The organism is Methylobacterium sp. J-043, assembly GCF_022829505.1.
In the GTDB taxonomy this organism is placed as follows: domain Bacteria; phylum Pseudomonadota; class Alphaproteobacteria; order Rhizobiales; family Beijerinckiaceae; genus Methylobacterium; species Methylobacterium extorquens_A.
Genome location: NZ_JAKSYB010000058.1, coordinates 65,533 through 77,956, shown reverse-complemented (window position 1 = coordinate 77,956; position 12,424 = coordinate 65,533). Strand labels below are relative to the sequence as shown.

Annotated in this window: 12 protein-coding genes and 3 pseudogenes; 2 read left to right on the top strand and 13 right to left on the bottom strand. The window is 67.6% G+C overall.

The genetic code is table 11. The features are described 5' to 3' along the window. Positions 1 to 30: 30 nt before the first annotated feature. The 8 genes and pseudogenes from MKK50_RS15560 to MKK50_RS15525 form a co-directional block, all read right to left on the bottom strand. Positions 31 to 426, bottom strand: coding sequence for a hypothetical protein (locus MKK50_RS15560; protein ID WP_056097130.1), 396 nt, complete (start codon positions 424 to 426; stop codon positions 31 to 33). Positions 427 to 479: 53 nt separating this feature from the next. Continuing rightward, positions 480 to 704 (bottom strand): annotated as a pseudogene (locus tag MKK50_RS15555) (MFS transporter); the annotation flags it as partial. Positions 705 to 714: 10 nt separating this feature from the next. Next, positions 715 to 1,695: an arsenic resistance protein gene (locus MKK50_RS15550; protein ID WP_056097008.1), complete on the bottom strand. Its 981-nt coding sequence runs from the start codon at positions 1,693 to 1,695 to the stop codon at positions 715 to 717. Next, positions 1,692 to 2,078 (bottom strand): ArsR/SmtB family transcription factor, encoded by a 387-nt coding sequence (locus tag MKK50_RS15545; RefSeq protein WP_056097011.1) that lies wholly within the window; start codon positions 2,076 to 2,078, stop codon positions 1,692 to 1,694. The genes MKK50_RS15550 and MKK50_RS15545 overlap by 4 nt, the downstream gene beginning before the upstream one ends. A 79-nt stretch (positions 2,079 to 2,157) precedes the next feature. Then, positions 2,158 to 3,363, bottom strand: coding sequence for an MFS transporter (locus tag MKK50_RS15540; protein ID WP_056097014.1), 1,206 nt, complete (start codon positions 3,361 to 3,363; stop codon positions 2,158 to 2,160). A gap of 7 nt (positions 3,364 to 3,370) precedes the next feature. After that, positions 3,371 to 4,666, bottom strand: a complete 1,296-nt coding sequence (locus MKK50_RS15535) for an arsenic transporter (RefSeq protein ID WP_056097017.1) — start codon at positions 4,664 to 4,666, stop codon at positions 3,371 to 3,373. A 35-nt stretch (positions 4,667 to 4,701) separates the two neighbouring features. Continuing rightward, positions 4,702 to 5,127: an arsenate reductase (glutaredoxin) gene (arsC, locus tag MKK50_RS15530; protein ID WP_056097020.1), complete on the bottom strand. Its 426-nt coding sequence runs from the start codon at positions 5,125 to 5,127 to the stop codon at positions 4,702 to 4,704. Beyond that, on the bottom strand, positions 5,127 to 5,474 hold the full coding sequence (locus MKK50_RS15525; RefSeq protein ID WP_056097023.1) for an ArsR/SmtB family transcription factor: 348 nt from the start codon (positions 5,472 to 5,474) through the stop codon (positions 5,127 to 5,129). The genes arsC and MKK50_RS15525 overlap by 1 nt, the downstream gene beginning before the upstream one ends. Positions 5,475 to 5,521: 47 nt before the next feature. Between MKK50_RS15525 and arsH the strand changes: the two genes are divergently transcribed. Then, positions 5,522 to 6,274, top strand: coding sequence for an arsenical resistance protein ArsH (arsH, locus tag MKK50_RS15520; protein WP_056097026.1), 753 nt, complete (start codon positions 5,522 to 5,524; stop codon positions 6,272 to 6,274). A 152-nt stretch (positions 6,275 to 6,426) separates the two neighbouring features. On the opposite strand, the pseudogene MKK50_RS15515 reads toward arsH, so the two are convergent. Beyond that, positions 6,427 to 6,972: pseudogene (locus MKK50_RS15515) on the bottom strand (aldo/keto reductase). Here MKK50_RS15515 and MKK50_RS15510 point away from each other — a divergent pair. Further along, a pseudogene (locus MKK50_RS15510) lies at positions 6,944 to 7,288 on the top strand (LysR substrate-binding domain-containing protein); the annotation flags it as partial. The pseudogenes MKK50_RS15515 and MKK50_RS15510 overlap by 29 nt on opposite strands. Positions 7,289 to 7,293: 5 nt before the next feature. On the opposite strand, the gene qatD reads toward MKK50_RS15510, so the two are convergent. The 4 genes from qatD to qatA all read right to left on the bottom strand — a co-directional run bounded on the left by qatD (position 7,294) and on the right by qatA (position 12,294). After that, positions 7,294 to 8,031 (bottom strand): Qat anti-phage system TatD family nuclease QatD, encoded by a 738-nt coding sequence (gene qatD / locus MKK50_RS15505; RefSeq protein ID WP_056097030.1) that lies wholly within the window; start codon positions 8,029 to 8,031, stop codon positions 7,294 to 7,296. A 14-nt stretch (positions 8,032 to 8,045) separates the two neighbouring features. Then, positions 8,046 to 9,281, bottom strand: a complete 1,236-nt coding sequence (qatC, locus tag MKK50_RS15500) for a Qat anti-phage system QueC-like protein QatC (protein ID WP_499023624.1) — start codon at positions 9,279 to 9,281, stop codon at positions 8,046 to 8,048. Between the two features lie 116 nt (positions 9,282 to 9,397). Then, the gene (gene qatB / locus MKK50_RS15495; RefSeq protein ID WP_354465852.1) at positions 9,398 to 10,219 is read right to left on the bottom strand and encodes a Qat anti-phage system associated protein QatB; all 822 of its coding nucleotides are present in this window, start codon (positions 10,217 to 10,219) and stop codon (positions 9,398 to 9,400) included. A gap of 98 nt (positions 10,220 to 10,317) precedes the next feature. Beyond that, positions 10,318 to 12,294, bottom strand: a complete 1,977-nt coding sequence (gene qatA / locus MKK50_RS15490; protein WP_056097040.1) for a Qat anti-phage system ATPase QatA — start codon at positions 12,292 to 12,294, stop codon at positions 10,318 to 10,320. Positions 12,295 to 12,424 lie beyond the last annotated feature (130 nt).

The following is a 12,424-nucleotide window of genomic DNA, read 5'->3' as shown; positions in this document are numbered from 1 at the left end:
CTGCCGGCGCAGGCGCCGGCGGCATCGGGTTCAGGCTCGGGGAGGCTCGGTGGGCGGCCCTTGCGACAGGCTGTCGAAGGAGGCGGTGACGCCCCAGGTCGGCCCCTCGACGCCGCCGACGCGGCCCGGAAGTCCGACGGCGACCGGCAGCCCGGTGGCGACCTTCGCCAGGCAAAGCGCCATCAGGGGGCAGCCCTTGGAGCAGTCGGGCATATCCGGCCGCTCCTTGGGACAGCACGGCATCTCGTCCATGGCCATCCCGGCCATGTCGGCCATGGCTTCGTCGGGCATCGCCATGGCGTGCCCCTGAACGGCCGTCGGCGCGCGCATGCCTGCGGCGGCCGCGGATGCGGTCACCGGCGCAAGGGCGAGGCCGATCACCGCCAGGAGCGGGAGCAGCCTGCGAAGGGCGAGCCAAAAGGTCACGAACGGACGATGCCACATCGCGTGTCGGCGCGGAAGGGATAGGCACTACCTGACGAAAGCCCCACCCGCGGAGATAGCAAACCCGCGACGAGGAAGCCGAGGGACAGGCCCCCGATGACCCATCTCAGAGGCCACCCCGTATACTCCGATATCAGGTTGGCGAGCACACACAGCAGGTAGAACGAGGCCCCCCCGGTCAGGATTTGGATCGAGCCAAGGGCCGAGATCACCACGAGACGGTGGCGATGCGGGATCACGGGTACGCTCTGCCGTCTCATCGGGGGCGACTTAGACGGCCGGGACCGGCGACGCCGCCGTTGGGCCGAGCCTGGGCACGAGGCGGACGTAAACGAGTTCGCTCAGGAGCTCGATCAGCGTCTGTGTGACGATGACGGCGGGCAGGAGCGGGACGGCGCCTGGAACGGCGAAGGCCAGCGGCAGGACCACCATAGAGTTTCGGGTGGCGGCGCTGAAGGCCAGCGTGCGGACGGTGGGGGCATCCAGGCGGAACGCGCGCCCGACCGCCCAACCCAGCAGCGGGGCAGCCACGGCGAAGGCGACGTAGACGGGGACCACCCGCAGGGCGTCGTCTAGGGCCGGCCCGAGTTGGGGCAGGACGGACGCGATCACCACGAACAGGACGAGGGCCGTCGACGGCACCGGCAGAAGTCCGAGCCCGGTGGCGATCCGGTGGCCGGCGCGGCTGTGTCCGGCCCAGATCTGCACGGCCGCAGCAAGTCCGAGGGGAACCGCGATGAGCCAGACGAAGGCGTGCACGAACGGACCGACCTGGACGAACCTGGCGGCGTCCTCGCCGAGGAAGACGTTGAGGTAGACCGGCAGCAGCAGCATCTGCGCGATCAGCAGCGCCGGGGTGGAGGCCAGCAGCACCTTGGCGTCCGCGCGGCCGAGGTGGGCGAAGGTGACGACGTAGTCGATGCACGGCGTGAGCAGGACCATGAGCACGCCCAGCCGCAGCATCGGATTGGCGGGCAGGAACTGGATCAGGCAGGCCACCAGGATCGGCAGCGCGACGAAGTTCGTGGCGAGGAGCGCCGCCAGGAAACGGACCCGCGTAAAGGCTTTCCCCAACTCGGGCAGGGGTACCTGGAGGAAGGTGACGAACAGCATCAACGCCAGGGCCGGGTTGATCCCGACGTCCAGGGCCGTGGTTCCGGGGACCATCAGCGCAACGACGACGGCCAGGCCGATGGCGGCGAAGTAGATCGGGATCTGCCGGCCTTCGAGGATGTCGCGCAAGGTGGTCATGCTTCCTCGCAGGCGATCTTGGGGGCTTGCTCGACCCGCTGGGGCCGGCCCGTGCATTTGGCGAACAGGTCGATGGCGCGGTCGCAGACCTCGCAGTGACCCTCGCAGCAATCGCGCATGAGGAAGGCGACGAGGTCGGACAGGGCCGGGAAGATCGCACTGTAGATGATCGAGCGACCTTCGCGGCGGCTCTCGACGAGGCCGGCGTTCTCCAGGTGGCTAAGGTGGAACGAGATGCGCGGCGCCGAGGCACCTGCGATGGCCTCGGTGATGGCACCAGCCGCCATGCCCTTCGCCCCGGCCGTGACCAGCAGGCGGATGATGCGCAGGCGGGTCTCCTGCGCGATGGCCGCGAAGCCGTCGAGCGCTTGTTTCTCTTGCACGACACTTAAACCGTTATGGAATCGTTTAAGCGTCAGTAGGCTCGCGACGGGTCGGAGGCAAGATCGGATCGGGACTGGATCACGGCGACCGTCGAAGGCGGCCGCCGGCTCCCTGGCTTCGCGGCCGGACGCGCCAGAGCGATAGGGCGAGCGCGACGTTCGCCACGGCGAGCACGCTGAGCAGGGCGTAGGTCGCGTCCGCGCCCGCGTGGGTCAGGACCACGGCTCCGACGGAGGGTGCAAGCGCCTGCGCCACCAGCCCCGGACGGGCGAGGCGACCGACGAGCGCGGCGTATCGTTCGGGACCGAACAGGGCCAGGGGCACCGTACCACGTGCAATCGAGTAGATCCCGTTCCCGGCCCCGTAGAGGACCAGCGCCAGCCCGACCAAGGGTAGGCCGGCCGTCAGCATCGCGATCCCCAGGATCACCAGGACCATGGCGGCGGTCAGGGTCCAGAGGGGGTGATGCCGTCCCTTGCCGGCCATCTCGATGATGCGGGCGCCGACCTGGGAGGGTCCGATCAGCGCCCCGTAGGCCACGGCCGAGGTGAGAGCCACGCCACGGGCCTGTAGCAGGGTGATGAGGTGCACCGAGACCATGGCCATCACCGTGCCGCCGAGGGTCAGCACCCCGGCCATGAGGAGGAAGGCGCGTCGCTCCCGCCCATCCAGCCGAGCGCTTGCGTTTGATCCCTTAAGCCGTCGAGCCGTAGGCGGCGGAGGGGACGGGATCACGACGAGCACGAGGGGGAGTGTGACCGTAAGGTGGAGCGCCGCATAGGCGAGGCAGGTGCCGCGCCAGCCGACCTGCTCGAGCAGGAAGGCGGAAAGCGGCCAGCACACCGTGCTGGCGAAGCCGCCCCACAGGGTCAGCGTCGTGATGGCGGACCTCGCCTCGGCACCGTAGAGCCGGCCGAGGGTGGCGAAGGCGGGATCGTACAGTCCGGTGCCCATGCCGAGGCCGATGAGGAGCCAAGCCGCCAAGTAAGCCGTAACGTACGGGGCCAGGGCAAGGCCCGTGAGGCCCAGCGCCAGGGCGATGGCGGCGAAGGCCAGCATCGGCCGGCCGCCATGCTCCCCGATGAAGGCTCCCACCCGCGGCGAGACGAGGCCCGCGACGAGGAGGCCGAGGGATAGGCCCCCGATGACCCAGCCGAGGGGCCATCCCGTATCCCTCGACATCGGGGTGGCCAGAACCGACAGGAGGTAGAACGATGAGCCCCAGGTCAGGATTTGGATCACGCCCAGGGCCGAGGTCACGGGCCAGCGGTGCGGCGGGGTCATCGCCGTGCTACCGGGCCCCGATCATGGGTAGCCACAACGCCAGGGCCGCCAGGGTGACGAGTAGCACCGGCGGCGTGATGACGAGGCCGACCCGCATGTACTGGCCCCAGGTGATGCGCTGGCCCTTGGTGTCGAGCACATGCAGCCACAGCAGGGTCGCCAGACTCCCGATGGGCGTGAACTTCGGGCCGAGGTCGCAGCCGATGACGTTGGCGTAGACCATGAGCTCGCGCATCAGCGGCGACAGGTCCGGGGCCTGCTGGATCGACAGCGCGCCAACCAGCACGCTCGGCATGTTGTTCATCACCGAGGACAGGATCGCGGCTGCGACCCCCGTGCCTATGGTGGCGACGAACGGCCCATGGCCCGAGAGCCAGACGAGGCCTTGCGCCAGGTAGTCGGTCAGGCCGGCATTCTTCAGCCCGTAGACGACGAGGTACATGCCGAGGCTGAACAGGACGATCTGCCAGGGGGCCCCCGCTAGCACCTTGCGGATCGGAATGACGCGGCTCCGGTTCGCCAGCGCCAGCAGGATCACGGCGCCGGCGCAGGTGACCACCGAGACGGGCACGCCGAACGGCGCCGTCACGAAGTAGGCGACCAGCAGCAGCCCGAGGAGCGGGAAGGCTGCCTTGAACACCAGCGCGTCCATGATCGCGTGGCGCGGCGCTTCGAGCTCGGCCACGGGGTACGTGGCCGGAAGGTCGCGCCGGTAGAACAGCCACAGCACCACCAGGGTCGCCGCGAGCGAGACGAGGTTCACCGGCACCATCACGGCCGCGTAGCGGCTGAAGGAGATGTCGAAGAAGTTCGCCGAGACGATGTTGACGAGGTTCGAGATCACCAGCGGCAAGCTGGTGGAGTCCGCAACGAACCCGCAGGCGACGATGAAGGCCAGCGCCGCGGCCGGCTTGAAGTCGAGGCGCAGCAGGATGGCCAGCACGATGGGGGTGAGCAGCAGGGCCGCGCCGTCGTTGGCGAACACCGCGGCGATGGCGGCGCCGAGCAGGATCACCAACGGGAACAGCAGGCGCCCCCGTCCGCCGCCCCACCGGGCGATGTGGAGCGCCGCCCAGTGGAAGAAGCCGGCCTCGTCGAGCAGCAGCGAGATGATGATCAGCGCGACGAAGGTGAACGTGGCGTCCCAGACGATGTGCCAGACGACCGGGATGTCGCCCGGGTGGATGACCCCGGTGGCGAGCGCGACCGCGGCTCCGATCAGGGCGCTCCATCCGATCCCGAACCCCTTCGGCTGCCAGATGACGAACACGAGGGTGACGACGAAGATGGCGAGCGCGAGCATCGGGACCGTTTCTTGTTCTTGATTATGTGGAGCGATCAGGCGGTGGCGATGCGCCGGCCGTGCTCGTCGACGACGCGCTCGCCGTCCTCCTTGACGAACTCGCCCTGCTGGGCAGGCAGGAGGTCGAGGACCGCCTCGGACGGTCGGCAGAGGGCGACGCCCTGAGGGGTGACGACCAGGGGGCGGTTCAACAGGATCGGGTGAGCCTCGATGGCATCGAGAAGCCGGTCATCCGTAAGGCTCGGGTCCCCAAGGCCGAGATCGGCGTAGGGCGTGCCCTTCTCCCGCAGGAGGTCGCGCACGGTGAGGCCGGCACGCTCCGCGAGTTGACGGACCATCACCCGGCTCGGCGGCGTCTTCAGGTACTCGATCACGTGCGGCTCGATGCCGGCGTTGCGGATGAGTGCCAGGGTGTTGCGGGACGTGCCGCAATCCGGGTTGTGGTAAATCACGACGTCCATCAGGCGGTTTCCTCGCAGCAGGCGGATAGGGCGGCTACGGCCGGGGCGCAGACCTCGGGGCGGCCCTGGCAGCAATCGCGCATCAGGAACTGGATGAGCTCGGACAGGTCCGGGTAGGCGGCGCTGTAGATGATCGACCGCCCCTCGCGCCGGGAGGTGACCAGGCCGGAATGGCTGAGTTCCTTCAGGTGGAACGACAGGTTGGTGCCGGACACGCCGACCGCCTCGGCCAGCATGCCGGCCGCCATCCCGTCAGGCCCCGCTGTGACGAGCTGGCGCACGATGCGCAGCCGATGCTCCTGGCCGAGGGCCGCGAAGGCAGCGACAGCTTGCCGTTCGTCCATCATGATGTCAATATCTCAACCATCATTGAAACGTAGAGGATAGACGTTCCTTGGACAAGCCTCGACAGCCCTTCGCCGACGGCCTGCCGAACCTGAGCGAGGGACACTTCATCGTTCCGGCGAGCGCCGACCTGCAGGTGGCGACGCCGTTCGCCCACGCCCCGCGCTTCCTGATCCTCTACGGGTCGCTCCGGGAGCGCTCGTTCAGCCGCTTCCTCGCCTACGAGGCGGCGCGCCTGCTTGAGGCGATGGGCGGCGAGGTCCGCATCTACGACGCGCACGGCCTCCCTCTGCCCGACGACGCCACCGCCGATCACCCAAAGGTCCAGGAACTCCGGAACCTCTCGATCTGGTCGGAAGGGCACGTCTGGGTCAGCCCGGAGCGACACGGGGCCATGTCCGGGGTGATGAAGAGCCAGATCGACTGGCTGCCCCTGTCCGAGGGGTCGGTGCGCCCGACCCAAGGGCGGACGCTGGCCGTGATGCAGGTCTCCGGCGGCTCGCAGTCCTTCAACGCCGTCAACGGCCTGCGCGTGCTCGGGCGCTGGATGCGGATGGTCACCATCCCGAACCAGTCCTCGGTGCCGATGGCCTACAAGGAGTTCGACGAAACCGGCCGGATGAAACCCGGGCCGCTCTACGACCGGGTCGTCGATGTCTGCGAGGAGCTGATGAAGTTCACGCTCCTGACCCGCGAGCGATCCGACTACCTCGTGGACCGCTACTCGGAACGAAAGGAGCGGGAACCGGATCGGCTCAAGGCCGTCGCCGCCGACATCGGGTTCGTCAGGAGACCCTCGTAACCGTCCCGGGGACCGGCGGCGGATCGTGACGCACGATCCCGGGCCAGACGGTCATAGTTTACGGGCCGTTGACTCCGGAAGCGGGCAACGGGACGCGCGTCCCGCTATGCGCTGCCTTAGGAGTCGTGAATCCCGACGCCCCTTGGATGGGGTCAGCGGTAGGAGAACTGCAGGACGGCAGCGGGCAAACGTTCTCCCTCGATAGGAATGGCGGAGGCGGACGCCTCAATCTCGGCCATGTCCTGGGGCGTGAGCACGACCCGGTCGAGCCGGCGCGTGCCGGGGATGGGCACGATGAATGGCTTTCGCGAGAGCAACCAAGCCAACGCGATCTGCGCCGCCGTCGCCTCCTTGGCCTCGGCGAAGCGTTGCAGGAGCTCGACCAGCGCCTGGTTGGCCGCTCGCGGACCTCAGGGGAGAAGGGTGGGATATGCTTCGTCATGGCTCCAGTCTCTCAAGAGTTGGAGCCTCCGAAAATCCCGGGGCGGTTCAATCTCCGGTTCCGGGTCGCGGGTCCAAAGCGAATACTCGCTTTGGATGGCGGCCACGGGCTGGACCGCGTGCGCCCGACGAACGGTCTGCGCTCCAGGCTCGGACAAGCCGAAATGCTTGACCTTGCCCTGGGCGATCAACTCCTTCACCGCGCCGGCGACCTCCTCGATGGGGAAGCCGCAGGACCTGATGCACCACCGCTGCATCAACCTACGCCTGCCGACGCGTGGGAACATCTACGCCTGGGAGTTCGAGAAGGCCGGCCGCGAGCTCAACGTCCGGGTCGAGGGCCAGATGGCGTTCAACAACACCGGGCTGATCCTGAAGGCCGCCCTCGGCGGGCTGGGCCTCGCCTACCTGCCGGAGGACCGGGTGCGGCCTTACGTCGAGGAGGGCCGACTCAAGCGGGTCCTGGCCGAATGGTGCCCCCCGTTCGCCGGCTACCACCTGTACTACCCGAGCCGGCACCAGCACGCCCCGGCCTTCGCCCTGGTGGTCGAGGCGCTGCGCTACCGAGGCTGAGACGACTAGGCTGGGATATCGAAGTTTCCAAGCAAGCGGGATGCATTGCCGTCGGTGATGGCTTCCAAGTCCGCCGTGTCCTTTCCCAGCATCTCCGCAAGGCGGTTCACCGTAGCCCTCAGGTCGCCCTTGCCACCCCGGAAAGGGGCATCGCTCTCGATCAGCAGCGCATCGAGGGGAACTGCAGCCATGAGGGAAGATGCCCGTGCCCCCTTCAACATGCTGCCGTTGACGGAGAACCAGCAGCCCGCTGCGATGGCCCGACCGAGTTCGGAGGCCGTACCGGAAAACCAATGCAGGACGGGCAGGAAGCCTCCCCTCGACGGGCAGGCACGGATCTCGTCGAGGACCTGTCCGGCGGCGCGACGGCTGTGGATGCTCAGCACCCGGCCACCCAGCGAGCCTGCCCGGTGCAGGACCTCCCTGAACACGCGTCGTTGCGCCTCGAAGGCATCCGCCAGGTGCGGACTGCCGTCGAGGCCGATCTCCCCGATGAGCCTCGCCTGGGGCATGAGGTCCAGCATCAGGCCGACCTCGTCCTGTGCCTGCCCGACCAATTCCGGGTGAAGCCCCAGCGCCGGTCGCGTCCAAGGGTTTCCCTTGGACCATGCAAGGTTCTGTTGCCAGGCGCGCGGGGTCGTCGTGACGGCGACGGTGGTCACCCGATAGGCACCGCGCGTTTCGTACTCCGCCTTCGGATCGGCCATCAGGTCGAGGTGGCAATGGAAATCGTGCAAGGCCACCGCCGTCGGGAGCTTCAGGGAGCGAAGGACTGCAGGTTTCCGATAGCTCGTCCCACCTCGTCTATACCCTCCGCGAAGACCTTGGTGTAGTCGCGTATCTCCCCGGGGGCGTAGTCAGTGAGCGGCCCAGGTTTTCGCACGAGCGCGACCGCGGTTTCCGGCTTTCGCCGCAGACGTTGGGCCATGAACTCGAAACTCCTGACGTGTTCTCCCTTGGCGCCCCGCGGATCGACCGTGCCGCCCAACACGGGAAGGTCAAGATACGTCGTGGGTTCGTAGCCGTAGGCATGGACCTCGGCGGCGCGCCGTATGAGGCACGGTACGCAATATCCGCAATGACCGGGCGGCCTTCCCTCCCACCGGGCCTTCGATACCGAGGAGCAGGATATCGTGCTCGGCATGGCGGCTTCGACGAAGCTGCGTCGGACCACCTCGTCCAGCATCTGTCCCTTCGTCCTGAATCGATAACGGTTCTCGACGTTCTCCGCGAGGTCCAGCCGCCTCAGCAACTCCTGCCAGCGAGCCAGGTAGAACGGATGTGTCGTGCGTGTACTCCATGCTCCCACTCGGAGCGGATCGAGCGGGACGTTGAGGGAGATGAGGCCGTTCTCGGGAACGTCCACCACCCGGGACCCACGGGGCATCGCGCTGGTTCCGGCGGCGGCGAGGGCGAGGAATAGGAACGACCTGGCACGCTGCGTGTCCTCGCTGCCAAGGGAGGCCATGTCGCCGGCCGTGACGCCGACCCGTGCACGAACGTGGCGCGTGCCGAAGGCTCCGAACTGCTGATCGAGCATTCGGACGCATGCCGCCTGGCTCGACGTGCCGGCATCCCAGTAGTGGCTGACGAACAACGTCTTGCTTCCGCTGGCGAGGAGATCTGTCGCGCCGACGAAGCTGTCGACCCCGCCGGAGAACAAGGCCACCCGGTCGAACGGGAGAAGCGGTAGACCCAGAGGAGCCGGCGCGAGCGGACCGTCGTCGGGCCTGGATCGAAAGAACACGCGCCAGATGTCCCCCGACAGGAAGCCCAGCATCCGCTCGATCAGGTCCGCCACGCCGGACCATAGCGTGGGATCCGAGACCGGGACCCAAAGCGCGATCTCCCGCGTGAAGGAGTCCTCCGCGTTACGGACCCTGGAGATCCGCGTGTCGGCCGCCTGCACGGCTACGGCAAGAACCAGCAGGTCGACGCCTACCTCGGTCGGACGCAACCCGCGTGTGGCCATCTCGCCGAGGATCTGGCCCATGCCGAACCTCAGGCCCGCTACGTCGGGACGGACGTCGAGGGTACGCTGCGGCTCTCCGGCGGGGGCGGCGATGGATGCGCGGTCGGAGGGTCCGAGACGAACGACGATGTGGCATCTCATGAGGATTCGCCTTCATCGCCGTAGGTTTCCAACAGGGACCACGCCACCTCGTAGATCTCGTCCACGATGCGTCCCAGGCTCGGGCCGGTGAGGTCGCCGAACGATTGCGGGGTTAGGCCGATGATGCCGTCGCGCGTGGCGGCGGACACGTAGTCCCGCAACTCGCGCTCGACGGTACGGAAGTCGGCTATGACCGGGGCGACCTTGAAACCGCGAACCGCGATATCGTGGAAAATGCGCCCCACGATGCTGTTGGAGAGGAAGGCGGCGAAAAAGCCTTGCTTCTGGGCGGCCTCGAACGCGTCGAGGCTTTCGATCCCAAGGGCGCCGAGCTGGTCGACGGTCTCGGCCCATGCGTCACGAGCGATGGCTTCGTCCACGAGGCCACCGTCGGCGCAGATCACGTCCGTGAGCCCCGCGAATGCCTCCGCAACCCCTCCGTCGAGGAGCGCATCGAGCCCAAGGCGCTCGAAGGTCTCGCGGACGCCGACCGTGTCGAAGTCGCGGAACAGGCCGAGCACGCCCGCCGCAGCCTGACGGGCCGCTCCCATCCGGCGCGTCGCGTTGCGTGCCCCACCGGCGGCGTTGCGGGCGTACCCCCTGACGGCCCTGCCCAGGGCACGGTCATCGGTTCCGCCGCTCCGGGAGAACCTGGTGAAGTTGGACCTGCTCGGGCCGAAGCGGTTGGGTTCGGGCGGAGGGGCTGGCGGAGGGGCCGGGACCAAGGGAAGTGCGGGAGTTGCGCCAGGCGGGGTCGGAGGGCCTGGGACCGGGACAGGAGGCACGGGTCCGGGGGGGACGACGGGGGGCGGAGGCATGCCGGGCGGCGGGACCGGCGGCGGTGCCGGACCGCCCAGCCAACCCGGGACCAGAGGGGTCGTCGGACGTTGCCCGCGTGGCAGTGCGGACGTTCCCATCAGCGGCGCTCCGGTCCGTCCAGACTTCTCAACGTGGCCTTGGCGGTGATCTGGAGTTGACGGCTTCCCCTGGTTGACCAGGACCGCAACATGTCCCGCGCCCGCGTCTTCGGCCCATCCTGGAAGGCCTGCGGGGACCAACCGGCAGCGGCCCAACTGCCGAGCTCGTCGGCTGGCAGTTCGCCGAGGAAGTCCAGGAGCCGACCCTGGAACCTGGGGTGGTGGCGCACAAGCGCACACAGGCCGGCAAAGTGCGGAGGCGAGGCCGAGAGCTGATCGACGGCCAGGATCTGGTCCTTCAACGTGTTGAAAAGCAGGTTGGCACCGGTTTCGTCCAGTGCTCGGATGTCGCCGTCCACTTGCGTCGCCCCGAGCGCACCCGAACCCACGGACGACAGGATACGGTCGAGCAGGGCGTTGGACGAGGCACGACCGAACGCGCTCTTGCGGTCGCGGGTCGCGAACACGTACGGGCGTAGGTCGACGGTACTGAGGAGCTTGTCGGGGTCCAGCCGTGCCCAGTTGCGCAGCCAAGCGTCCCCCGCCCAATCGGCCACGGCCTCAGGCAGTGTCCTGGAGCCGTCCGCTTGGGGCGATCCAGCGGACGGTCCACCCGGTCTCGGAGGTGTCGCCTCGTCGCTTTCAAGCAGCTTCAACTCCACGACGATGCCACCCGCGACCGTCATCGCCTGCTTGGCGACCTGCGTGAAGAAATCCGGTTTGAAGCGCTCGATCAGCATCACGCGCCCTAGGACGGAGATCTCGACCTCGCTTGAGAGACCGCGCGCGTCGGCGACGGCTTTCCGCAACGCGACGGCGTTCAGGAAGCGCTTGATCTGTCGGGGGTTGCCCTCAAGCCCTTCCGCGACCGTCGGCCCTAGCTGCTGCGCAAGCCGGTAGGCGGCCGTCAGCTCCGTTCGCTTGTCGGGCCCGGCAGCGATGATGTCCTCCAACGTGAGGGCATTCGAAATCCAGGGCGTCTTGATGACGGCCCGGGCCTTCTCGACCAGCGTCACGAAACCCCGGGCCTCCTCTCCCAGGATCGCCTGCGCGAGGAGCAGGGTGACGTAGACCTTGGCCTCCTCCATCCCGAGCGCAGGGATGCGGAACGGCACCTGGATCAACTTCTCCAGGTAGTTCCGCGCATAGGAGGTCGGCCCCGCCGCAGCCGGCAGGTCGGGGAAGTGCTGCCGGACAGCATACTCGATCATCGCCTCGTCCGTCGCGATGATGAAGGCCGTCTGCGGAGTGAAAAGGAAGAGGCGGATCGCCTCCAGGGTCTCGATTGCGGTCTTGGGCAGGCAACGGTCGAGGTCGTCGATCAGGACGACGAGCTTCTTGATGCCCGCCTCCTTCAGGAGCGTTTCGAACTCCTTCTGGAACGCACGTATGTGCGTGACCGCGGACTCGGCCGCCTCGGGTTCGGCGAGGTATTCCTTCGCCTCCTCCACGACCTTCTTGAGCGCTTCGCCGTCGACGGCTTCCCCCGGCGCGTTGAGAATGCCGGAAAGCTTACCTAGGATCTCGGTGACCTGATCCGGGCTCGGCAGGCCGCTCGCATAGTTCCAGGCCAACTGGCCGCCTCGCTTGGCCAGCTTCATCCAGCGGACGCGCTTGAGCAGGCCCTTGGCCGCCTTCTTCGTCTTGGCACCGAAGGTCTCGGAGTCGCGCAACTCCTCGACGATGGTTTCCAGTAATGCCGTCTTGGCATCGTCGAACCCCTGGAAACGCCACCCGTCGAAGTGGAGGCACAGAACGCCCTCCCGCTTCTTGAGCCGAGCCTCGGCCATTCGCAGCACGCTCGACTTGCCGGCCCCCCAATCACCGTGAATGCCGACGGTGAGTGGCTTGTTGGGTGTCGCATCGATCAGGTTGACGACCGTTTGCGCGATGGCCTCGAAATAGAGGAGATCGACCGCTGTCTCGTGGTCGGGGACAACGACAAGCGCAGCTGCCGCCACTCCGTTGCTGGCCATCGCAATGCTCCACCCAGGACCTTACTGCCTAGATGGTATCCTACCGCGACGGCCGCAACTCTACATCAGCACATTCGACTCGTTTCAAGGGACGGTAGCGCGGTTTTCATGGGGAGAGACTGATGCCGAG